The sequence below is a fragment of the Actinomadura scrupuli genome, from assembly GCF_050971785.1.
Lineage (GTDB): Bacteria > Actinomycetota > Actinomycetes > Streptosporangiales > Streptosporangiaceae > Actinomadura_E > Actinomadura_E scrupuli.
Window position 1 is genome coordinate 135276 of sequence record NZ_JBPCCU010000002.1, and the last position, 21406, is coordinate 156681.

The 21406-nt window shown below is 66.9% G+C and carries 21 protein-coding genes; 8 read left to right on the top strand and 13 right to left on the bottom strand.

Features of this window, described 5'->3' with window-relative positions:
- Positions 1 to 249 precede the first annotated feature (249 nt).
- Together ACRYCC_RS08295 and ACRYCC_RS08300 are read left to right on the top strand one after the other, a co-directional pair.
- Positions 250 to 975, top strand: coding sequence for a hypothetical protein (locus ACRYCC_RS08295; RefSeq protein WP_433810046.1), 726 nt, complete (start codon positions 250 to 252; stop codon positions 973 to 975).
- A complete protein-coding gene (locus ACRYCC_RS08300) occupies positions 972 to 1295 on the top strand; it encodes a transcriptional regulator (RefSeq protein ID WP_433810047.1) in 324 nt (107 codons plus the stop codon). The genes ACRYCC_RS08295 and ACRYCC_RS08300 overlap by 4 nt, the downstream gene beginning before the upstream one ends.
- Before the next feature lie 109 nt (positions 1296 to 1404).
- Here the strand turns inward: ACRYCC_RS08300 and ACRYCC_RS08305 are convergent, their stop codons facing one another.
- On the bottom strand, positions 1405 to 3333 hold the full coding sequence (locus tag ACRYCC_RS08305; RefSeq protein ID WP_433810048.1) for an ABC transporter ATP-binding protein: 1929 nt from the start codon (positions 3331 to 3333) through the stop codon (positions 1405 to 1407).
- Between the two features lie 450 nt (positions 3334 to 3783).
- Between ACRYCC_RS08305 and ACRYCC_RS08310 the strand changes: the two genes are divergently transcribed.
- A complete protein-coding gene (locus ACRYCC_RS08310) occupies positions 3784 to 4197 on the top strand; it encodes a DUF7144 family membrane protein (protein ID WP_433810049.1) in 414 nt (137 codons plus the stop codon).
- 125 nt (positions 4198 to 4322) lie between these two features.
- On the opposite strand, the gene ACRYCC_RS08315 is transcribed toward ACRYCC_RS08310, so the two are convergent.
- From ACRYCC_RS08315 to ACRYCC_RS08340, 6 genes are all read right to left on the bottom strand, one after another.
- Positions 4323 to 5084, bottom strand: coding sequence for an alpha/beta fold hydrolase (locus ACRYCC_RS08315; RefSeq protein WP_433810050.1), 762 nt, complete (start codon positions 5082 to 5084; stop codon positions 4323 to 4325).
- Positions 5085 to 5180: 96 nt separating this feature from the next.
- A complete protein-coding gene (locus ACRYCC_RS08320; RefSeq protein WP_433810051.1) occupies positions 5181 to 6170 on the bottom strand; it encodes a sigma-70 family RNA polymerase sigma factor in 990 nt (329 codons plus the stop codon).
- 117 nt (positions 6171 to 6287) lie between these two features.
- On the bottom strand, positions 6288 to 7772 hold the full coding sequence (locus ACRYCC_RS08325; RefSeq protein ID WP_433810052.1) for an MFS transporter: 1485 nt from the start codon (positions 7770 to 7772) through the stop codon (positions 6288 to 6290).
- Positions 7773 to 7885: 113 nt separating this feature from the next.
- Positions 7886 to 8236, bottom strand: a complete 351-nt coding sequence (locus ACRYCC_RS08330) for an antibiotic biosynthesis monooxygenase family protein (protein WP_433810053.1) — start codon at positions 8234 to 8236, stop codon at positions 7886 to 7888.
- 114 nt (positions 8237 to 8350) lie between these two features.
- The gene (locus ACRYCC_RS08335; RefSeq protein ID WP_433810054.1) at positions 8351 to 9328 is read right to left on the bottom strand and encodes a hypothetical protein; all 978 of its coding nucleotides are present in this window, start codon (positions 9326 to 9328) and stop codon (positions 8351 to 8353) included.
- Between the two features lie 25 nt (positions 9329 to 9353).
- Positions 9354 to 9806 carry a hypothetical protein gene (locus tag ACRYCC_RS08340; protein WP_433810055.1) on the bottom strand — a complete coding sequence of 151 codons (453 nt, stop codon included), beginning with the start codon at positions 9804 to 9806 and terminating at the stop codon, positions 9354 to 9356.
- A gap of 146 nt (positions 9807 to 9952) precedes the next feature.
- Between ACRYCC_RS08340 and ACRYCC_RS08345 the strand changes: the two genes are divergently transcribed.
- Positions 9953 to 10396 carry a MarR family winged helix-turn-helix transcriptional regulator gene (locus ACRYCC_RS08345; protein WP_433810056.1) on the top strand — a complete coding sequence of 148 codons (444 nt, stop codon included), beginning with the start codon at positions 9953 to 9955 and terminating at the stop codon, positions 10394 to 10396.
- Between the two features lie 480 nt (positions 10397 to 10876).
- On the opposite strand, the gene ACRYCC_RS08350 is transcribed toward ACRYCC_RS08345, so the two are convergent.
- Genes ACRYCC_RS08350 through ACRYCC_RS08370 form a run of 5 tightly spaced genes read right to left on the bottom strand, consistent with a single transcriptional unit; the run spans position 10877 to position 15946 of the window.
- Positions 10877 to 12061, bottom strand: coding sequence for an ABC transporter permease (locus ACRYCC_RS08350; RefSeq protein ID WP_433810057.1), 1185 nt, complete (start codon positions 12059 to 12061; stop codon positions 10877 to 10879).
- Positions 12058 to 12729: an ABC transporter ATP-binding protein gene (locus ACRYCC_RS08355; RefSeq protein WP_433810058.1), complete on the bottom strand. Its 672-nt coding sequence runs from the start codon at positions 12727 to 12729 to the stop codon at positions 12058 to 12060. Before ACRYCC_RS08355 ends, ACRYCC_RS08350 begins: the two co-directional genes overlap by 4 nt.
- Complete coding sequence (locus ACRYCC_RS08360; protein WP_433810059.1) at positions 12726 to 13844, bottom strand: peptidoglycan-binding protein; 1119 nt, start codon at positions 13842 to 13844, stop codon at positions 12726 to 12728. The genes ACRYCC_RS08355 and ACRYCC_RS08360 overlap by 4 nt, the downstream gene beginning before the upstream one ends.
- A 3-nt stretch (positions 13845 to 13847) precedes the next feature.
- Entirely contained in the window at positions 13848 to 14375 is a 528-nt protein-coding gene (locus ACRYCC_RS08365; protein WP_433810060.1) for a hypothetical protein, read from the bottom strand.
- A 35-nt stretch (positions 14376 to 14410) separates the two neighbouring features.
- The gene (locus ACRYCC_RS08370) at positions 14411 to 15946 is read right to left on the bottom strand and encodes a sensor histidine kinase (protein ID WP_433810061.1); all 1536 of its coding nucleotides are present in this window, start codon (positions 15944 to 15946) and stop codon (positions 14411 to 14413) included.
- 78 nt (positions 15947 to 16024) lie between these two features.
- On the opposite strand from ACRYCC_RS08370, the gene ACRYCC_RS08375 reads away from it, so the two are divergent.
- From ACRYCC_RS08375 to ACRYCC_RS08390, 4 genes are all read left to right on the top strand, one after another.
- Positions 16025 to 16717, top strand: coding sequence for a response regulator transcription factor (locus ACRYCC_RS08375; protein WP_433810062.1), 693 nt, complete (start codon positions 16025 to 16027; stop codon positions 16715 to 16717).
- Positions 16718 to 17541: 824 nt separating this feature from the next.
- Positions 17542 to 18162, top strand: a complete 621-nt coding sequence (locus ACRYCC_RS08380; protein ID WP_433810063.1) for a DUF4097 family beta strand repeat-containing protein — start codon at positions 17542 to 17544, stop codon at positions 18160 to 18162.
- Positions 18163 to 18769: 607 nt separating this feature from the next.
- Positions 18770 to 19051, top strand: a complete 282-nt coding sequence (locus tag ACRYCC_RS08385; protein WP_433810064.1) for a hypothetical protein — start codon at positions 18770 to 18772, stop codon at positions 19049 to 19051.
- Positions 19052 to 19361: 310 nt separating this feature from the next.
- A protein-coding gene (locus ACRYCC_RS08390) for an IS3 family transposase (protein WP_433810065.1) occupies positions 19362 to 20533 on the top strand; the annotation gives its coding sequence in 2 pieces (ribosomal slippage) (positions 19362 to 19626 and positions 19626 to 20533; 1173 coding nt in all).
- 100 nt (positions 20534 to 20633) lie between these two features.
- Here ACRYCC_RS08390 and ACRYCC_RS08395 read toward each other — a convergent pair.
- A complete protein-coding gene (locus ACRYCC_RS08395; protein WP_433810066.1) occupies positions 20634 to 20993 on the bottom strand; it encodes a hypothetical protein in 360 nt (119 codons plus the stop codon).
- Positions 20994 to 21406: the final 413 nt, after the last annotated feature.

Sequence of the window (21406 nt, forward strand, 5' to 3'; positions counted from 1 at the left end):
TGTGGTCCGGGTGGTCGGCGAAGACGGTTGGGCCGGCCTCACGATCAGAGGGTCGACGGTATTCGTTAAGCGCGTAAGCCCAGCTCAAGACTGCACCGGACCTTGGGACATCAGCACGTCAGCCCCCATGGAACGGTGGGGCCGGGTCGAAGACGGCCACCGCGCGTAGGGGCGGGAACCGGTCCGCGGCAGGCCACGAAAACCTGAGAGTATGTTGCCAAGAGTGGTTTGTAATGCAAACCTAATGCCATGACAGATGAATCGGCTCTCTCCGCGGACATCGCCCGGCAGGTCTTCTCGACCACGGAGCACCTCACCCGACGTGTGCGCCAGGCACAGCGCGGCACCTGGTTCCCGCTCGTGCTGCTCGGCCTGGTGGTCGTCGCGGCAGCGCCCTTCTACCGCTTGGGGCGGCACGTCGTGACCTGCGACCCGGCCCTGGGCGCCCGCGGCGGCGTGCAGATCATCCACAAGGGCACCTGCGTCCAGGTCGTCGGCTGGCCGGCCGGCGTCTACTGGCTCTTCGCCTTCGTCCTGGCGTACGCGGCGATCGCCGCCTTCTATGTCCACCGGGCTCGTAGTCGTGGGGTGGGCGCCCGCATCCTGCCGTACGTCGGTGCCGGAGTCGCGGTCGGGCTGGTCTTCGGTGTCCTGTCGGGATGGGCGCAGCAACTGAACCTGGAGGGCATGTCACCGTCCGGCCCGGTCGCCGTCGGCCTGGTGCCGCTGATCTCCATCAGCCTGGCCCTGTTCGTCCTGGCCCGCGTGGAACGCAGCTGGGCCGTACTCAGCTTCGCCATCGGCTATCTGGTGGTGACGTTCCTGGCCTGTCGTATCGGCCCGCGCGACCTGGGCCTGCACATCGACACGGATCTCCCACCGACGTGGAGCTTCCTCCCCGCCCTGGCGGTGACCGGTGGTGTGCTCCTCCTGGGCGGAGCGGGCTTCGCGCTCGCCGAGCGGCGCCACGGATGACCCACCCCGCGAACGGGCTCGACGACGTCGTTCACCAGCGCGTACGGCTGGGCATCCTGACCATCGCCCACGAAGCACGGCGAGTGGAGTTCGGCTTCCTGCGTACGACGCTGGACCTGACGGCCGGCAACCTCTCCCAGCACCTGACCGTCCTGGAGAAGGCCGGCCTGATCAAAATCGAGAAAGGCTACGAGGGCAGGCGCGCCCGTACGTGGATTCACCTCACGGCGGCCGGCAAGAAAGCCCTGCGCGACGAGATCGCCCAGCTGAAAGAGCTCATCCGACAGGTCGAGGAGACCCAAGAGAGGGACCCGACCTGAGGCCTGGGCCGACGGGCCGCCCAACCCTGTGGAGCGACTAGCCGAGAGTCATGCACCTGGCCTGCGTACTGGAAGCCGCCCGTCAGCCGATCGCCCACTGTGACTCCGGTCAGGCCGTGCGGCGGTCGAGGGTGTCCGGAGTGGCGTCGGCGAGGAAGCCGCCGGACTGGTGGTGCCAGAGACGGGCATAGGGACCCTCAGACAGGAGGAGTTCCTGGTGGGAGCCCTGTTCAAGGACGCGGCCGCGGTCGAGAACAACCAGGCGGTCCATGCGGACGACCGTGCTCAGGCGGTGTGCGACGACGAGTGCGGTGCGGTCGCGCATCAGGCGCCACAGAGCCTCCTGGATCAGAAGCTCGCTCTCGGAGTCTAGGGCACTGGTCGCCTCGTCGAGCAGCAGGATCGGGGCGTCCCGGAGGATGGCGCGGGCGAGCGCGACCCGCTGCCGCTGGCCGCCTGAGAGCTTGACGCCTCGCTCGCCGACCAGCGTGTCCAAGCCGTTCGGAAGGCTCTCGGTGAACTCGGTGACGTGTGCCGCCCGCACGGCCTGGAGGATTTCGGTTTCGGTGGCACCCGGACGGGCGAAGGCGATGTTGTCGCGCACCGACCGGTGGAACAGCGCGGGCTCCTGCGGGACATATGCGATCAGGCTGCGCAGGTCGGTCTGGCGCAGCCGGGCGATGTCCTGGCCGCCGATGAGGATCCGGCCGTCGTCGACGTCCATGAGACGCAGCAGCAACCGGGTGAGAGTGGTCTTTCCGCCACCGGACCGGCCTACAAATCCGATCTTGGCGCCGCTGGGAATCTCCAGGTCCAGTCCATCGAACAAGGGCGGGCCGGCGCCGTGCGCGAAAAGCACCCGCTCGAAGCGGACCGCCGCGTCGACGGGACGCAACGGCTGGGGATGGGGCGGGTCGACGACCGCCGGCGGCATCAGGAGCAGCTCGGTGAACTGCGCGGCCTCGGTGAGCGTGCTCTCTATCCGCCGGTAGACCTGGTTGAACTCGAACATGATCCGGGTGGCGTTGGTGTAGTAGGAGAACGTCACCACGATGGCCTCCACCCCGAGGCCGCCGCGGAGGGCCACCGCGGCGAGCAGACCCAGGGCGCTGGTCAGGATCGACATCGGGGCGACGATCGTGTCGACCCGGAGGTTGGCGTAATCCCAGGAGCGCAGCGACAGCCGGTACTGCTCGGCGACCCGCCCCCGGAACTCGGTGGCCTCTCGCTCCTCGGCGGCGAACGCACGGACCGTCTCCATGTTGGTCAGTACGTCAGCGACGTGACCGGACACTCGCACCTTGGCGGCCTCGCGCTCGTTCACGAGCACCTGCCGACGGCGGATGAACGGGGTGACAAGGAAGCCGGTGACGATGATCAGTCCCACGAGCACGAGGACCAGGAGGGGGTGGTAACGCCACAGGACCACCGAGGCGAAGAGCAGTGGGATCACGTTGGCCATGATCGAGAAAGCGAGGGTGTCCGCGAAGTTTTCGAACCCGCTGGAGAAAGTCAGTATTCGTTTGGTCAGTGAACCGGCGAAGTTATCGTGGAAAAACGCGGTGTCCTTGGCGAGCAACTCATCCATGCCAACGATGCCGAGTCGCTCGATGCCTCGGCCGTCCGTCCGGTTGAGGAAGTGCAAGCCCGCTCGCCACAGCGCCTCACCCACCAGCATCAGACCGGCGAAGCCCAGGACATAGGGTAGAAGCGCGGCGATATCGCTCTTCCCGCCGGCGGCCAAGTGTCCCACCAGAGCGGCCACCACCAGCGGTGTCAGGTAGAACAGGCAGGTATTCCCGAGCGCCGGAAGAGTCATCGCCGGAAGCGAGATCCGCCACTGACGGCGCAGCGCATCGCCGTAATAGCGCAGGGCCAGCAGAACTGCTCGCTTCCGTGACGACTGGCTTTCCCGGAAGCTACCTCGTACTCCTGGCACAGCCACCCGCCCTCCCACGCCGCCGCCTTCCCCATGCTGCCCCGAGGCGCCCGGGAAGGCGAACAGTTTTTCGCGGGGCTTGGAGTGGGCTTCGATCACTCTGGAGTTCTGCCGGGAGGAGCACCCTGGGCATAACGGCGCGGTCTTCGTGGTCGAGATCGAAGCCGCCCAGCCAGCGGAGCCGTCCGGGTCGATGCAGCCGGCAAGCCACCGCTCGCCCTTGCCCACCGTTCGTTGCGAATCCGTTTGGTCCTGCCGCCGCTTCACCATTCCGGGTCTGGCCCGGAGGCCCTTACGCTGGTCATCCTTCCCCTGGAGCCAGATGCCAAGAGGGGAATAGCGGATCGCGTCGGCGAGTGAGCGATCTGCTGGGCCGTGGTCGCGTGACCAGTTCCGCGCGGTGGACACGGTGAAAACCGACCGACCAGTTGCCGCGGCGCGGCATGCCACCCTAAAGAATCGTCAAATACTTGATCTCCATCGATGAAGCCCGGCATTACGGGGAATGACGGGCGGAGACACACTCTGTATCAACGGAGGAGGAATGCCATGACGGATGCTGCCGGACATCGGGCTTCCGCCAGTCCGATCACGTCGCCCTGGCTGACGTTCGGCGGCCTCTTACTCGGCGTCGCCGGTTTCCTCAATGTGATCGACGGTCTCGTCGCATTCTCCAAGAAAGACTACTTTCTGGTCACGCAGGACAAGCTCCTTTTCTTCAACTACACCACATGGGGGTGGATCTGGCTCATCGTGGGAATTGTCCAGCTGGTAGTGGGCGGCGCGATCATGGCCCGGCAGCCGTGGGCAAGACCGGCAGGCATCACCATCGCCGTTCTGGCGATTCTGGGGCAGCTCATTTTCCTGAAGGCGTATCCACCGTGGTCGATCATCGCCATCGCCATCTGCTGGGTGGCCATCTACGTGTTGATGATTCCTCCACCCCGATCGATCGCGCTGTGAAGGGGGCGGCATGCCGGGCGGCGACCACCCTTCCACCCTGACCTCCCGACCTTCACAGGCCGGCCGTGGCCTGCGGCGGCTCTGACCTGCGCGGACAAGTCCCATCCGGACGCGCGGGGCAGCGATCACCCTACGGCGCGGCGGATGGGCATCCAGGTGGGGGCGGAGACGGTGGTCAGGAAGTCGGTCACCAGCCGGGTGCATAGTTCGGGCTTCTCGTGGAGCAGGACGTGTGACGTACCCGGGACGACGGCGAGCTGGGCGTCCGGCAACCCCCGGTAGAGCTCCAGAGTGTGCTCCAGGGTCACGATGTCGTCGTCGGCGGCCATGACCAGCGCCGGGCAGGTCACGGCGCGCAGTTCCGCCGGTGTCAGCCCCGGCTCGTCGGCCGCCGCCCGGGCGATCTTGTCCACGATGACCGGGAAGTGGTCCGCGCCGTCCGGCGACACCTCGGCGTAGGCGGCGACCAGGGGTTCGGGATATGGGCCCCCGGCGGTGGGCCGCATGATCATGCCGTCCGTGGTGAAGGCCCCGCTGATCAGGACGAGCCTCTCCACCAGGTCAGGACGGCGCGCGGCGGTCCACAGCGCCACCATCGCGCCCGCGCTGTACCCGGCCAGCCGTACCGGCCGGTCGACGATCTCGTCCAGGAACGCGATGGTGTCCTGCGCCATCAGATCGGCCGTGATGGGCCCTTCCACATCGGCCGTGTGGCCGTGGCCCCGGCGTTCCGGCAGCAGTAGCCGGAACCGCTCGGCCAGCCCGGCCAGGTTGCCGTGGAAGTCCCTGCTGTCGGAGAACCCGCCGTGCAGCAGTACCAGCGGCTCTCCCTCGCCGCGCTCGTCGTACCACATGCGCACGCCGTTCACGTCTGCGTAGTCGGCCATCGCCGTCCCTCTCGTTCCGGTCCCGGTGACCGTCACCGGGTACGCGGGTAATACGGAACGGCGGCCGGAAACTCACCCGGCCGACAGGGAAGAACATCAGGAAGCCGGTACGGCCGGCAGGCCGAACAGCGGGAACAGCCGGTCGGCGTCGAGGTGGGTCGTCACCTCGCCGATCAGCCCGTCCCGGAAGGTGACGACGACGAGCGCGAACGGCTCCAGTTCGCCGCCCGGCATGGTCGGCTGGTACTGCCCGAACGCCGGCGAGCCGTTGGCCATGGTCGGCACCAGGCGTGCGCCCGCGCACGGCCGTCCAGCCGCGAACAGCACCCGGCGGACCTCCTCCCGCCCGCGCAGCCACCACGGGAACGGCGGCATGGACGTGATGACGTCCTCGTGCAACAACGCCATCAGGGTCTCGACGTCGTACCGCTCGAAGGCGTCGCAGTACCGGGCCAGAAGTCGCCGCTGCGCCTGGTCCATCGGCCGGTACGGCTCGGCCGGCTCGGCGGGTACGGCCCGCGGCGTGCTCCGGGCGCGTTGCAGCGCGCTGGTGACGGAGGCGACCGTGGTATCCAGCAGCCGGGCGACCTCGTCGGCTTTCCAGCACAGCACGTCACGCAGGATCAACACCGCCCGCTGCCGGGGCGGCAGATGCTGGAGCGCGGCGACGAACGCCAGACGGATCATGTCGCGCTGTGCGGCCAGCTCCGCCGGATCGCCGCCGGCGGGCAGCACCCGGCCGTCTGGGACGGGCCGGACGAACGCGCTCGTCGGCAGCGGCACGCCGAGGTCGGGACCGGACGGCACGGACGGGCCGAGGTCGGTCGCCCGCGCCCGGCGCTGCGCGCCACGCAGCATGTCGAGGCAGATGTTGGTCGCGATGGCGTACAGCCACGTCCGCAGCGTGCCCTTAGCCTCGTCGAACCGGTCGAAGCTCCGCCAGGCGCGCACCAGCGTCTCCTGCACGGCGTCCTCGGCCTCGAACGGCGAGCCGAGCATCCGGTAGCAGTAACCAGTCAGCGCGACCCGGTGATGCGCCAGCAGTTCAGGCACGCCGGGTGGCGCCGCCTTCGCCTGGTCGGTCACACGGGGGAGAGTACCGCAGCGGAAACCGCTGTTTCCGTTCAGGATGGAGATCCCCGCACGCTGAGCCGCGCGACGGCGGCGGCATTGTTCCCGACAGGACGTCGCGGACGGTGTGGCTCAAGACGTAGTCGCGCCAAGGCCGGAGCTCTCGTCGAGCTTCGACGAATTCGAAGGCGACTGTTGCTTCATCGGTTTGATCACAGCCAGTGAGATGATGATGCATACAGCATAGAGACCGGCGGCTGTGAGGAATCCGGCAGAATAGCCAGAAGTGAGCGCGTCTTTCATGGACGACATTCGAGCTGCGTGACGAGTTGCCGTCGTGGCGACGGTGGCGATTACGGCCAGCCCCAGCGCGCTACCGACCTGACTGGAGGCGGTAAGAAGCGCTGCGCCGATGCCCGCTTCGGAGTCGTCGATGCCTCGAACGCCAATACCGGTGCTGATGACGGCAGTGACGCCCAGTCCGATACCAGTCAACAAGCTCGCCGGAAGGACGAAGGCCAGAATGCTCGAATGCGGAGTAATGAAGCTGAATATCACACTACCGCCTGCAATAACTGCCAGGCCCGCCGACAACGCGAGCTTCTCGGAAGCTATCGCCTTGAGCTTCGGTGCGATTCCTGCCGCCAGGCCGAATCCCACAACGAGCGGTAGGTACATGAGACTCGTCTTCAACGCCGAGTATCCCAGAACTTGCTGATAAAAGAGGGTAAGGAAGAAATACGTTGCCACCGATCCGGAATAGTACAGGAACGTCACTATATTCGCGGCAAGGCGGCCGGGGTCGTTCATCACCTCCCGTGGGATCATGGGCACTCTGCTCTTGATCTGGATGAGTGCGAATGCTGCCAGCAGTACGGCTCCGGCGACAAGAAAGGCGATGACGGTGGTGTCCCCCCAGCCGTGATCAGCGACACGGTTCACTGCGAAAATGAGCGAGCCGATGCCCAGTGTCGACGTTATGGCGCCGGGAAGATCGACCTTGACGCGGTCCCGCTCGCCTTCCTTGAGAACGCCCAGGCCGATGATGATCGCCACCACTACCGGGATGTTGACGAACAGAACCCACCGCCAATTGGCGTAGCTGGTCAGCAACCCGCCGAGCAGCAGGCCCATAAGGGCCGCCAGTCCGGTGGCGGCGCCGTAAACGCCGAGAGCTTTGGTGCGCTTCTCCCCTTCGGGGAAGGTGCTGACCAGCAGTGACAGTGCACCGGGAGTCGCGACTGCCGCTCCGATCCCCTGCATCGCACGAGCGAGGATGAGAGCCGTGCCGGAGGTGGACAGCCCGCCGACCAGTGAGGCGACTCCGAACACGATCAACCCGAACCGGAACACGTTCTTGCGACCGAGCGCGTCGCCGACCCGCCCGGCAACGAGCATCAAACCGCCGAAGGTCAAGGCGTAGGCATTCAGAACCCAGTTCAGGTTTGCCGTCGACATGTGCAACGAGCGATCGATGCTGGGCAAAGCAACGATCATGATCGTGCCGTCGAGCACAACCATGAAGCGTGCCAACGCGACAACGACCATCGCGATCCCCGACTGTGCATTCTTTCGCATCGGCCCGTCAGCGACCGTGCCGGATTCTTGCATGGACATAGTTCGATTCCTTAATAGGTAATGGTCGACGCATCGCAGAGAGTGCGTTGCCTTCCCGCCGGACCGGTGTGGAGGTGAGATCGATGGCTACATCGGCACCTCAACGGCTTGGGCTATTGCAGCGTCCCGTCCGACTGCATGCTCACGATGACCTGGTACACGCCAGGGTTTGCGGTGAAGTTGAGCTCTGGGTTGCGGTAGGCGGCGTCGAGTCGGGTCATGAATTCCGGGTTGGCCATTGCCGCTCGGTACGATTCCAAGCTATCCCAATGGGCCACATTGACGAGCTGGAATCGGAAGTCCGCCGAGATTGCCCGGTGCATCCGGAAGTCGCGGAATCCGGGCAGGGAACTCATAATCAATGCGCGTTCTCGCCAATCGGAGACGAAGTCGTCGAGCAGATCGACCGGCACTTCGAACACATTGATCATAGTGATCGGTTCTCCGAGGAGATGGTCTGCCATGGTAATTAACCCTTACGCCGACGGAGCCACTCAGGACTCGTCCTGATCTTCTCCTCATTCATCGGGGATGGTTCACCTCTGGGGAAGCGGTGAACCATCTCCAACTGGTGTGGGTCAGTTGTTCGCGGGTCTGGTCAGCGCACCGACGTACAGGAAGGTGTTGGTCGGTGGTTGGCCCGGTGCGGTGGTGGATCCGGCGGAGAAGCCGTTCAGGTGCTGTCCGTCGTCAGTGACCAGTGCCCAGTAGTGCAGTGAGCTGTCGCCGGTGGCGGTGTGGCAGGTTTGCGTGGCGGGATCGAGTTCGGCGGTGTTGCCGCGCACGCCCATCGTCCAGTCACAGCCATCGGGTGTGTGCGCGTTGATCCGGCCGCGAGCGGTGTCGGTGGCGGTGAACCGGACCGTGCCCTGCGCTGGATAGACCGTGCCTTTGTCGGTGGACACGACATTGATCAGGGTGTGCATGTCCGCCGGGTCGTAGCCGTAGTCGCCGAGGAACCGCTGGACGAACTTGCCGTTGTGCCGGCCGTGGACCACCTTGGTGCGGGAGCCGGATTTCATGGTGCCGATGAGGCCCACGCCGTTGGGTTGATGGCTGATCGCCGTGATCTGCTCGGTCTCGCGGTTGCCATGCACCTGGACAGACCATTTCGTGAGGTTGCCGACGGAGCCGACCGCCGGGTTGAAGCACTGCTGGGTGGTCGACGACAACTCCAACCCAGTGAGATGGACGGTGAAGTTCCAGGTGCAGCCCTGATCGGTGTGCCCGTTGACCGTCCCGTTCGGGCCGGGGGAGAACACCACCCACCCGACCTGGGGTACTTGCAGCGGCAGCGGAAGTTGCGGATCGCATTGGCCACCGCCGTCGGGACAGGCCAGCACCGAGATGTTGTTCAGCGTCGCGGCATCGGGTTGGTCGTAATTCCACATGCCGTAGTACTTCGCCGCGTTCGTGTGGGTATCGGCCGATGCCGTGGTCGCCCCGAACGGCGTTGCCGTCAGGCCGACCAACAGCGCAACAACAGCCGCAAGTAGCGCGAGCGGGGTCCGCGTGGTGACCGCGCTCGCTCGCGCGAATCGAGAAAGAAGTGACATGACAGTGTTTCCTTCTGGTGTCGAGTCACTCGGCCAGCGCGGCCGCAGCGCGTTTCTTGGCCGCCAACGCCACTTTGAGAGCGGTGTCGAGATCGGCTTGATCGATGCCTTTGAAGGCCGCGTCGGTGCACTGGCGCGCATGCGCATACAACGCCGCGAAGTGAGCCGTGCCGGCCTCGGTCAGTTCCGCCGTGGCGGGGGTGCTGTCGCGAAGGTAGGCGACGTGGCCGGCTGCCGCGGCGCGCTCGAGCATCCGGAGAGTGTCCGGCTCGGCCAGGTCCAGGCGCTGGTTGAGTTCCTTCGCCACCTCGTCGACGGGCAATGGAACACCCTTCTCCTCCAGCAGGGTCAGGAGCATCCAGGTCGGGAAATCCGAGTCGAAGTCCGCGAGGGCGCGACGGTGCAGCTTGCCGACCAGCCGGTTGAGCTCGCCGAGCGCGCGGCCGAAGCTGGGGCGCGATGCGGAGTTCACGGTCATCTGAGTCTCCTTGTGACGTGTCGGTCGAGCTGGAAGGGATGGACGGCAGCGCGTCCACCCCGCCAGATTGATGGGGTGACCAATGATGGCTACACCAACGATATACCAGTTTGATGGTCGCGCCAACAATCCGTTAGCCTGGCGAGGTGGACAACGTTGCGAACCCGACACCCGCCCGGCTGCGCGCCCTTCCGAGTTGGGTGATCAATCAGACGGCGATCGCGGCCAACCGGCTGACCGACCGGGCGCTGGCCGACACGGGTTCCCGCCGGTACCACTTCGCGATGTTGTCGGCCCTCGACGAGTTCGGCCCGTCCAGCCAAGCCGATTTGGGCAGATGCACTGGAATCGATCGCAGCGACGTCGTGGCGGCGGTCAACGCGATGGTCGAGCGAGGCTTTCTCCAGCGGAGTCCCGACCCGGCCGACGGCCGGCGCAACATTGTCACGCTCACTCGCGCGGGGAAGGACCACCTGGAGAGTCTCAGCGCCCTCCTCGCCGACGCCCAAAATGAACTACTGCACGCCCTCTCCCCGGCGGAATCGAAAACGATCGTCGAACTGCTCACGCGAGTCCTCGACAACCGCTGACCATCCGAACGCCGACGTACACCCGTGGTCGCGCCAACTGCCGCCAGGGCCAACCCACGGCTGCTTGCCGTCACCCACACCGAGGAACCCCCGGCCGGATCGCGTTCCGATCGGCCAGGGCGATGTCACTTCAGTGGAGGATTCGATGCTGCGGACCCATGTGCGCTCCGCTCCCGAACGTGTCCCTCGGCATCCGCGACAGCAAGAACGGAACACTGGAGGGCCTGACGCATTGGTGGTAGCCACCGCAGCAAGCGGAACCGGCCCGTCAAAGGACGCCCGTTAATTGCACGGCGGGCCCGACAGCCCTAGAAACGATCAAGGCCCAGGTTGGGGATCACGTCCCTGGCCTGGGCCGTGACCGGCGCCGAGCACCCGTCTCCTTTCCTGCGCTGCCAACCGCGAGCCGGCGAGCCGTACCCGCAACGATCTTGGGTGCGTTGTCGCGAGCTCATGCCCCCCAGCAGGACGTGGCCGGGGTCATCTGGCCAGGGCCTGGGTGGGGGAAAGGCGGGCGGCGCGGGCGGCCGGGTAGAGGCCGGCGATGGTGCCGATGAGGAGGGCGCCGGCCAGGCCGAGGGGCAGGGCCGTGGCCGGGATGACGGTCTCCCAGTGTTTGTACTGCGCGTAGCCGACGGTGACGAGGGTGCCGAGGGCGCAGCCGGCGAGACCGCCGAGAAGCGCGAGGGCGAGGGATTCCCCGATGAACTGGCCGGCGATGTGCCGACGGGTCGCCCCGAGGGCGCGGCGCAGGCCGATCTCACTGCGGCGTTCGAGCACCGAGATGACCATGACGTTGGCGATGCCGATCGCGCCGACCAGGACGGCGACGGCGCCGAGGCCGAGAAAGAGGCTGTTGAAGGTCTTCTTTGCGGCGAGTCGGGCGCTGAGCGCGGCCGAGGGCTGGCTGACGCTGACCAGGTCGGGGTGGGCCGGATTGGCGGCGGCGGCGAGAGTCTTGGCCGCCTCCGCGACGTGTTCGGGGTCGGTGCGCAGGTAAATGGTGGAAGCCGAGCCGTCGATGCGGAAGGCCCGTACGGCCTCGGCGAAGCCGATGAGGGCAGAGCGGTCGATGTCGGGGGTCAGTTCGATGGGTGCGAGGACGCCGACGACCGTGAAGGTCCTGCCGCCGACCCGGACCGCGGTGTCCGGGCGCAAAGTGGTGACGCCGAGGCGCTGAGCGGCCACCGCGCCGAGGACGGTGACCGGGTAGCGGCTGGTGGCGGCGTTGAGGAAGACGCCCTGGGCGACGTGGCCGCGCAGGACGGAGGGCAGGTTGGGACGGACGGCCTTGATGCTGATGCCGCCGGTGATGATGGAGCCGATGTGCTCGTTGCGCAGGACGGTGCCGGAGACCGGGGCGATGCCGGACACCTGCTGGACGTACGGGCCGTTGGTGAGGGTCTGTTCGGCGGACAGCGGGAGGGTGGACTGGTCGCCGGTGAGGCCCTGACCGGGCTGGACGGTGAGCAGGTTGGTGCCGAGCCGGTCGAGTTCGTGCTGGAGGCCGGCCGCGCTGGACTGGGAGATGCCCAGGACGCAGACGATGGCGGCGATGCCGATCGCGATGCCGAGGACGGAGAGGGCGGCTCGGAGTTTGCGGGCGCCGATGCCGAGGAGCGAGACACGGACCAGATCCGCGGCGGCGAGGCGGCTGGATCTCATGTCGGCTCCGGGTGGATGCGGCCGTCGCGGATGTGGATCTCACGGTCCATGGCGGCGGCGACGCTGGGGTCGTGAGTGATGACGATGAGGGTCGTGCCGTCGTCGTGCAGTTCGCTGAGGAGTTCGAGGACGGCGGCGCCGTTGGCGGTGTCGAGGGCGCCGGTGGGCTCATCGGCCAGCACGAGGGCGGGCCGGCCGACGAGGGCGCGGGCGATGGCGACACGTTGGCGTTCACCACCGGACAACTGGGCCGGGCGGTGCCCGAGCCGGTCGCCGAGGCCCACCCGGTCCAGGACCTCAGCGGCCCGGCGGCGGCGTTCGCGCAGGGGGATGGCGGTGTAGAGGAGGCCGTCGGCGACGTTGTCAAGCGCGGTGCGGTAGTCGAGCAGGAAGAACTGCTGGAAGACGAAGCCGATGGTGGCGGCGCGCAGCCCGGCGAGCCGCCGGTCGGTCAAGGTGGCGGTGTCCTGGCCGTTGACGACGAGTACGCCGGAGGTCGGGCGGTCGAGGATGCCGATGAGATTGAGCAGGGTGGACTTGCCGGAGCCGGACGGGCCGACGATCGCCACCTGCTCGTCGCGTTCGATGGTCAGGTCGATACCGTGGAGGACCTCGACCGGCCCCGGATAGGTCTTGCGTACGTCGTAGAGCTCGACGACCGGAGTCACTGCGGGATCACCACCCGGACGCCCTCGGTGATGCCTGGGCCGGAGATCTCCACCTGGCCGGTGCCTGCACCGTTGGTGGCGAACATGCCGGTCTTGACCGCGACGCGCTGAACGGTTCCCCCGCTGGTGACGTCCACGGCGTGCCCTCCGGTGGAGAGGGTGACGAGCGCGGCGACCGGGACGGCGAGAACGTTCCTGGCCCGCTGGCGGGTGAAGTCGACGGTGACCGGGGCCTGGTCCAAGCCGCTGGTGGCTTTGGGCCTGGTGAGCCGGACGGTCACCGCGACGGTGGCGTCATCGCCGGAGTTCGAGCCCGAGTCGCCGTCGTCGTCGCCCTGCGAGCCGGAGGAATCGCTGTCGGCGGTGGCGGTGGTGCTGATCCGGGTGATGGCGCCGGGCGTCCTGCTGCCGTCGGGCAGTTCGACAGTGACCTTGTCCCCGGCGTGCGCGAGGTCGCTGTCCGCGGGCAGGTTCACGGTGGCGATGCGCCTGGTGCCGGTGACGTCGACGAGCTGAGCACCCGCCGCGATCCGGTCACCCGGCTTGGCGTGCTGGGCACCGATCCGGACCGCGCCCGGCAGGAACACCAGGTCGGCCAGGGTGACCTGGCCGGTCCTGGTCTGCCTGTGCGCCTTCTGCCAGCGCTTGACGGCGGCCTGGGTCGCGGCGGAGAAGTGATCGTCGATGGTCATGTCGTGGTACGGGTCGTACCCGAGGCTGCGCAGGTTGCTTTCCAACTGCTTGACGTCCTTGCCGTCGGAGACGTCCAGAGCGAGGGTGCGCGACAGCGGAACAGTGCCGTAGAAGAGCCGGACCGGGTGCAGGCCGACGGCGTACAGCGCTTGACCACGGGTGACTGTGGCGCCCTCGGCGGGCTCGGCGGTGAGGATGCCGGACGCCGACGACTGGAGGGTGCGGGCCCCGTCGAAGCCGAGCGTGCCCTGTTCCTGGGCGGTCTCGACGAGGTCGGCACGGGTGACCGCGGCGGTCGTGGTGCCCGTGGACGGGGTGGGGGAGGCGGTGGCGGCGGGCCCGGACGCGGCGGTCCACAGGCTTCCGGCAATGATGGCGGCGAGGCCGCCCACTGCGGTGAGCGAGATCCCAAGACGCTTCATGGGCTACTGGCTCTTCGGCTTGGGCTGGGGCGTGACGCCGCAGGCTCGCATCGCCTTGTCGACGGTGTTCCTGTCGAGGTGCAGGTCCTTACCGACGTGGATCCCCTGTTCGCCCTTTCCCTCGGTCGGCGGGGACGGGTCGGGGAAGTTCGGCACGCCGTGCTGCCGGACGCAGGCCGAGAGCTTGAGCGCCCTGTCGTACTCCGCGCTGGGGTCCTCGTCCTCGTGGGTGAAGACGCCGTTCAGGTACGTGCCGCAGATCTTCATGACCTTCTGGACGATCGGGCTCTGCTTCGTGAGACCGGGTGGCGGTTCGATGTCGATGTCTCCGTCGGAGCCCACCTTGGGGTCGGCGACGTTGGGGATGCCGTTCTTGCGGGCGCAGTCGACGAACTGGCGGGCCTTGGCCTCCTTGGCCGCCGTGCCGAGCGTCGGAGAGCTGGTCACAGCCGCCCCGGGGCTGTCCGAGCCGCAGGCGGTGGCCCCGCCGGTCACCAGGACGGCGGCGGTGGCGAGATACAGGATTCGCATGCCGGTGAGCCTCGGGTACGGGGCTCAGGACGGGCTCAGCTTCCGGTCAGAATCCGGTCAGACTCATGGAGGGGCGGCAGCTCGATCCGGAACTTCGAGCCCTCCCCGGGCGCACTGGTGACCTCGACCGAGCCGCCGTGGGCTTCCACGATCGAGGCGACTATCGCCAGACCCAGCCCGGAACCCTCCCCGTAGAAGCGGTCGAAGATGTGCGCGGCCCGCTCGGCGTCCATGCCCGGCCCATCGTCGGCGACCTCGAGGACGCCCGGCGCCACGGTGACCCTGATCGGCGTGCCCGGCGGGGTGTGCCGGCAGGAATTGGACAGCAGGTTCGCGGCGACCTGCCGGAGCCGGTTCTCCTCGCCGCGGACGTACAGGCCCGCAACGGCCTCCAGCTCGATCTTCCGGTCCGGAGCCGCGAGCCGGGCGTCGTCCACCGCGTCGGCGGCGATCGTCGCGAGATCGACCCGCGTCGGGCACAGCGGACGGCCCTCGTCCAGCTCTGCGAGCAGCAGCAGTTCCTCCACCAGCCCGGTCATCCGGGCAGCCTCGGCCTCGATCCGGCTCATCGCCCGGGCCAGGTCCTCCGGTCTGTCCTGGGCCCCGCTGCGGAACAGCTCGGCATACCCGCGGATGGAGGTGAGCGGTGTGGACAGTTCGTGCGAGGCGTCACCGAGGAACAGCCGCATCCGCTGCTCGGACTCCACGAGGCGGTCGACGTACCGCTGGATCTCCCCGAGCATGGCGTTCAGCGCCAGCCCGACCCGGCCCACCTCGGTCTTGGGGTTCTTGTCGGGCACCCGCCGGGTGAGGTCACCGCCGGAGATGACGTCGGCGGTGGCCGCGATCCGGGCGAGCGGGCGCGCGGTGACCCGCGCCATGATCAGCGCGAGCCCGGCCCCGATCACCACGATGATCACACCGAGGGCGAGCTCGATGACGGTGAGCTCTCGTAGGACCTGATCGACCGAGGCGGTCGGGATGCCCAGTGTCACCAGCACCCGGGTGTCCCCCTCGTTCATGGGGACCGTCAGCACCCGGTAGTCGCTCTGGCCCGTCAAGGCGAGGGGCATCTCCTTCCGGGCATCGGGCGGGACATCCGGCGGGACACCGGTCAGGGCATCTGTCGGGCCATCGGACGGGGCATCGGTGGGCCGCCAGGGTGAGGCGTCCGGCCGGTGATTCGCCTGGACCTTGCTCTTGGTACCGAACATCTGGCCGTCGATCAGAACGCCGTTCATCTGGCGGTCGAGCAGGGTGCCGTTCTCGTTGCGGACCTCGACGACCAGGCCGATAGGGAAGCCCGCCGTGTCAGCGATGCCCCGCGGGCTGCGCCCGATGCCGTCGTCCATTCTCGGAGGACGCGGAATTTCGAAGAGCCGGTCCAGGTTGCGCTGGTCCTTGTCGGTGGCGAGGACCTGCCGTACGGTGCCCGCCGCCGCCACTATCTGCTGGTCGAGCTGGCTCTCCAGGTTGTCTTCCATCAGTCTGTTGACGCCCACGCCGAAGGCGGCGAGGCCGAGAAGGAGCAGGCCGACGAGTCCGGCGAGGATGCGCAACCGTAGGGACATATCCCCATGGTCGCCTTGCTGGCTCATAAACCGCTCAGAAAAGGTGCGATGGCTCCGTGATCGGGGCACCATGGCCGGGTGGTGACATCTTCGGCGCGGCTGCTCGTGGTGGACGACGAGGAGAACATTCGTGACCTGGTCGCGACCGGTCTGCGCTACCAGGGCTACGAGGTGGCCACGGCGGCCGACGGCCGATCGGCGCTGGCCCGGGCGGAGGCGTTCCGCCCCGACCTCCTTGTGCTGGACGTCTCGCTGCCCGACATCGACGGCTTCCGGGTGTGCGACCGGCTGCAGGGTCTCGGGCAGGCACCGCCGATCATCTTCCTGACCGCACGCCGCACGCTGGACGACAAGCTCACGGGCCTGTCCTCCGGCGGCGACGACTACATCACCAAGCCGTTCAGCCTGCAGGAACTGCATGCCCGGGTGCGGGTGGTGCTGCGCCGTACCCGGGCCGCGCCGGACGCGCCGCGCCGATTGCGGGTCGGCGACCTGGAGCTGGACGTGGACACCTGTACGGTACGCCGCGCGGGCGACCAGGTCACCCTTACTCCGACCGAGTTCAAGTTGCTGCGCTGCCTGATGGAGCACGCGGGCCAGGTGCTCTCCAAGGAGCAGCTGCTCGACCTGGTCTGGAACTACGACTTCGACGGCAACCCACAGGTCGTCGAGACGTACGTCTACTACCTCCGCAAGAAGCTGGACCGGACCGGCCCACCGGTGATCCACACGGTCCGCGGCTTCGGCTACGCGCTGCGCGCCGGGTCTTGAGGGCGTCTCACTCCGGCGCAGGCGAGACCCGATGGCCTCGATGATCCCCGGGCGCAGTTCGGCAGCGCGGATCATGGCGTCGACGTCGACAGCGCGCCCTCCGGATGCTGTGGACGCCATCGAATGTTGAGCCGGGCATCGACTGGCGGGCACATCCGCCGGTCGGGTTGTCGGTGGGACCCGTGCCCCCCCCCGATGACGCCGTCGGCAACAAGATCACAGCGCTCTACGACCGAGGAAATACGTCTCTGACCTGAACCTTCGTGGTGGAGCGGGAGACGGGAATCGAACCCGCGCCGTCAGCCTGGGAATCAGACAGATCCGGGCCGGCCGGGCCGCTGAACTGGGCGTCCGGCCTGACAGGAGTGACCGTGATTGACCCCTGTTCACCGGGGCTAATGGCCCGTTAGTGGCCCGGCGCGACGCTACCTTCCTGCGGCGGCGGAGCCCTATCATCTGACCGGCTGCCGACTCCAAGCCGGTGCGTCGACCGCTCCGACAACCTGCGGACGTTTCGCGCGATCTTTCAGTCTCCGGACGCGTGCTGCCCTGCTCGGGAACGTTGCGCTCTGTCGATGCGTAGTGCCTGAGGGTCTGATGCCCACTCGTACAACTGGACCTCAAACGGATCGGCGTCGAACTCGACAAGACGCACCAGGGCATCCCGGTCTTGCTCGACAGTGGGCCGGTGCCGGACGTCTTCACGCCTGCTGCGCTACCCGTGCTTGCGTTGCACGCCGGTCCCCGCACGGTACTGGCAGGCACACAAACAAGACGGGAGTCGTTTTATGCAACGCACTCTGGAACAACCGATCACCCGGGACATGGATTTCGAGTTCCTTGCGGGTGTCGGTGAGGTCGTAATCCATTCACTCCCGAACTCGACCACCATCCGCGTCGACCTCGATGCACCCGGCGGCCCGTACGAGGAGTGGGTGCGGAACGCCGCCCTCGTTGTGGGGGAAGGGCACGTCGGACTCACCGGACCTCGGCCATATAAGGGAACGAGTGGTCCGAAGATCACCCTTACGGTGCCGGAATACAGCGAAGTTGTTGTGGAAATCGGAAGTGGCAACATCGTAACCACAGGCTCTCTCGTGAACGCCTATCTGCTCACTGAGAGCGGAAACGTCAACGTCGCTCACCTGAGCGGGGATCACAACACAGTGCGGACCGCTGATGGTGATGTCACCGTGGGGAGTAGCAGTGGAATGCTGGAAGCCTCAGCCACTGACGGCAACATCCACGCGGCCGGCATCAGCGGGCGCGCCAAGCTGAGCGCCCCCAAGGGCGGAGTCCGCGTCGTCGCCGACGATCCGAGCTTGCTGGCGGTCGTCGTCCGCGATGGCTCCACACTGGACATCAGCGGCAGCTACAAACCGGAGAACGTAGCCGTGTTTGCACTCCTAACCGATGATCCCGGAACCCGGGTATACATCGGCTGAGATTCTAGGGCGGCCGTAGGTCCGTGAGGTTCGCCGTGCTGGCGATGTCTGTCTAGACCGCACACAGCCGTAGGCAGGGGCAAGACCGGTCTGCCGACAGGTCCACATCACAGGGCGCGGCCTCCGCCGCGCCCTGTTCCCTGTCGAGCCGATCGTGCACCAGATCCGTCACCATCGCTTCTCGCGCACAACGGAGAGGCCAGCGCGCCGGTCCCGTGGCCTAAAGGCAGCACGAGGGCCCTAACAAGCATAAAATGATCAAGGCCCAGGTTGGGGATCACGTCCCTGGCCTGGGCCTTCTCGGTGGAGCGGGTGACGGGAATTGAACCCACGCCGTCAGCTTGGGAATCAGACGGATCCGGGCCGTCAGGGGCGCTGACCTGGGCTCGGGTGTGACCGCCAGTATCCGCTGTTGACCCCTCTTCACGCTGGCTAATGGCACGCTAATTGCACGAGAGCCAGCCAGTGGCCTGGCCCTTCGCCTGCGCGTCGCGCACTCCCCCGGCCACCTCCACCCCTGGCAGACGACCGCCAATCGCGCGGGCTGCGCATCCCGGAGTCCGAGACCCCGCCGGAAGCGTTCTAGTGATGGCGCCATACTCGCAACATGGACCGCTACCAGGGGCCGGCCCGCTTGGAGTGGTGGGCGAACAAGGACACATGCCTGGCCTCCATCGACGTGCGCCTACTTGTGGTCAGCGATAGCGCAGGGTGGCGTGCGACTGCAGCCTTTGCCTCACCCCTGACCGGCGAAGACCGCGAGGGTTGGGAGTTCCTCAAGGTGCTATCCCCCTATTTCACCCTGAGATTCGAGAGTGAGGAAGACGCCACGATCGACGTACGCGTGGACGAGCCTGAAGAGGGCGAACTGGTCCTCTCTGTCGTGTAAAGCATGAGCCTGGCGGTCGTACCGAACCCTGTGACCGCGTTCGCTGTTCGTCGCCTGCAGGCCGTTGCTCAGTGAACGGTCGCGCAGGGACTCGCCACCCTTGATCAAAAACGGCTCAACTCAGTAGCTTGGCCACTTGATCCGTAGACCGATCAAGATCGTCCACAGCCATTCATGACGGTCCTCGGGGCCTGCTCGTGGGGCGTGTCCGCCGCCGTGTGTTCCATGGCCGTCCACGGTCGGGACTTCCCCCTTGAACGTGGACACCTTCAGACCTGGATCATGAGTGGTTCAGGGAGAGGAGTCCTTGTTGGGCACGTTCAAGTACCCGGCTGAGTTCCGGGCCGATGCCGTGGCGATGGTTCGTTCATCGAGCAAGCCGATCGCTCAGGTCGCTAGAGACCTGGGGATCAATCACGAGACGTTGCGGACCTGGTTGCGTGCCGCTGACGCAGCAGAGCGGCCCGGTGCGGCGCAGGAGTCGGCCAAGGACACCGAGCTGGCCCGGTTGCGTAAGGAGGTCGCCGAGCTCAGGTTGGAGCGGGAGGTGCTGCGGAAGGCGGCGGCGTATTTCGCTCGGGAGACGCTGGGGTGAGCCGCTTTCACTTCGTCGAATCCCATCACCGCGCCTATGGCGTGAAGCGGCTGTGCCAGATCATGAACATCTCACGTTCGGGGTTCTATCGGTGGCGTCAGGCTGCCCCGGCACGAGTCGCCCAGGCGGCCCAGGACGCTGGTCTGGTCGAGCGGATCCGCACGATCCACGCCGAGTCCGGGCGGGCCTACGGGTCACCGCGGGTGCACGCCGAACTCCGCGCCGCCGGCCTGCCGGTCAACCGTAAGCGGGTGGAGCGCCTCATGCGTGAGCATCAGATTGTGGGCGCTCATCAGCGTCGGCGGACCCGCACCACGATCCCCGATCGGGTGGCCGGCCCGGTGCCGGACCTGCTCCGACGCGACTTCACCGCGACCGCACCCAACAGCCGCTGGGTGGGTGACATCACCTACCTGCCGGCGGGTGGGCGGTGGATGTATCTGGCCACGGTCATCGACCTGTATTCACGCCGCCTGGTGGGCTATTCGATGGCCGACCACATGCGCGCCGATCTCGTCATCGACGCGCTGCACGCGGCCGTGCGGTCCCGGGGCTGCAACGTCACCGGGGTGATCTTTCACACCGATCGCGGCTCCCAGTACAGCTCGGCCGCGTTCGCGCAGGCGTGTGCGGCGGCCGGGGTGCGCCAGTCGATGGGAGCGGTCGGATCGAGCGCGGACAACGCCGCGGCCGAGTCGTTCTTCGCCAGCCTCAAACGAGAGATTCTCCCCACGCGAGGCTGGCCCACCATCGGCCAGGCGCGCCTGGCCGTGTTCAGCTGGCTGACCTTCTACAACACCCGACGACGCCACTCGGCCCTCAGCTACCTCAGCCCCGCCGACTACGAAACAACATCGACCACCACTACGCTGCCAACCGCCGCATAACAACCGGTGTCCACAATCAAGGTGGAACCCCCGTCGTCCAGGGTTGCCGTTAGCACTGCCGTTAGCAGTCTCGCCCAGGGAAGATCACGCGTTCAGGCTGTCAGATTGGTTCCTCGTCAGCTGACCGTAGACGCTCCCACTGCGGGTCGTAGCAGACAAGACCATGCTCAACCGCTAGTTGGACGGCCTCTGCGGAGAGCTGCTCTGATCTCCCGTAGGGCATTGTCAGATAGATCATTGGACCGGAAACGCTGTCGATCACTGGACCCCAACGAGAAGTCTCGACTCCGTTCAAGTTGGCCCAGCGCTCGGCCAGCGCGACCGCATAGGCGAGAACGCGCGGGGTGGGCTCGATCTCTTCGTCTTCCATGTACGTGTCGTAGAGCCGTTCGTAGACAGCCCCACCCTCGACATCGTCAGCGGGCTGCGCCCCCTCCCACAGCGCCAGGTCATAACTCATGCCGGCAGTATGCCGCCCGCTACCGATATCGCGGTGTTCAAGCGCTGATCGTTAAGACACAGGCAAGCGCCAATGACGGCGCCCTGACCTGGGTCTCTGTCGGTGGAGCGGGTGACGGGAATCGAACCCGCGCCGTCAGCTTGGGAATCAGACGGATTCGAGCCGTCATGGTCGCTGACCTGGGCTTCGATGTGACCGCCAGTGCCCCGGGTTGCCCCCTGTTCACCCTGGCTAATGGCACGCTAATGGCACACGCCTCCAGCTCCGATCGTGGGCTCACTTCCCCTCAAGCGCTCCGTGCCTCGGGCAGGTGGACCCTGAGTGGAGAGGGGCCGGCCACCACTCCGAGCATCACGCGGCGGTCGATCACCCCTAACCCTGTACGGCGCTGTGCCCCCAAAGACATCCGAGCT

Coding starts and splice junctions, on each gene's coding strand:
- ACRYCC_RS08295 (WP_433810046.1), top strand. CDS start 250: ATGACAGATGAATCGGCTCTCTCCGCGGACATCGCCCGGCAGGTCTTC.
- ACRYCC_RS08300 (WP_433810047.1), top strand. CDS start 972: ATGACCCACCCCGCGAACGGGCTCGACGACGTCGTTCACCAGCGCGTA.
- ACRYCC_RS08310 (WP_433810049.1), top strand. CDS start 3,784: ATGACGGATGCTGCCGGACATCGGGCTTCCGCCAGTCCGATCACGTCG.
- ACRYCC_RS08315 (WP_433810050.1), bottom strand. CDS start 5,084: ATGGCCGACTACGCAGACGTGAACGGCGTGCGCATGTGGTACGACGAG.
- ACRYCC_RS08325 (WP_433810052.1), bottom strand. CDS start 7,772: ATGTCCATGCAAGAATCCGGCACGGTCGCTGACGGGCCGATGCGAAAG.
- ACRYCC_RS08330 (WP_433810053.1), bottom strand. CDS start 8,236: ATGGCAGACCATCTCCTCGGAGAACCGATCACTATGATCAATGTGTTC.
- ACRYCC_RS08335 (WP_433810054.1), bottom strand. CDS start 9,328: ATGTCACTTCTTTCTCGATTCGCGCGAGCGAGCGCGGTCACCACGCGG.
- ACRYCC_RS08340 (WP_433810055.1), bottom strand. CDS start 9,806: ATGACCGTGAACTCCGCATCGCGCCCCAGCTTCGGCCGCGCGCTCGGC.
- ACRYCC_RS08350 (WP_433810057.1), bottom strand. CDS start 12,061: ATGAGATCCAGCCGCCTCGCCGCCGCGGATCTGGTCCGTGTCTCGCTC.
- ACRYCC_RS08360 (WP_433810059.1), bottom strand. CDS start 13,844: ATGAAGCGTCTTGGGATCTCGCTCACCGCAGTGGGCGGCCTCGCCGCC.
- ACRYCC_RS08365 (WP_433810060.1), bottom strand. CDS start 14,375: ATGCGAATCCTGTATCTCGCCACCGCCGCCGTCCTGGTGACCGGCGGG.
- ACRYCC_RS08370 (WP_433810061.1), bottom strand. CDS start 15,946: ATGTCCCTACGGTTGCGCATCCTCGCCGGACTCGTCGGCCTGCTCCTT.
- ACRYCC_RS08380 (WP_433810063.1), top strand. CDS start 17,542: ATGGATTTCGAGTTCCTTGCGGGTGTCGGTGAGGTCGTAATCCATTCA.
- ACRYCC_RS08385 (WP_433810064.1), top strand. CDS start 18,770: ATGGACCGCTACCAGGGGCCGGCCCGCTTGGAGTGGTGGGCGAACAAG.
- ACRYCC_RS08395 (WP_433810066.1), bottom strand. CDS start 20,993: ATGAGTTATGACCTGGCGCTGTGGGAGGGGGCGCAGCCCGCTGACGAT.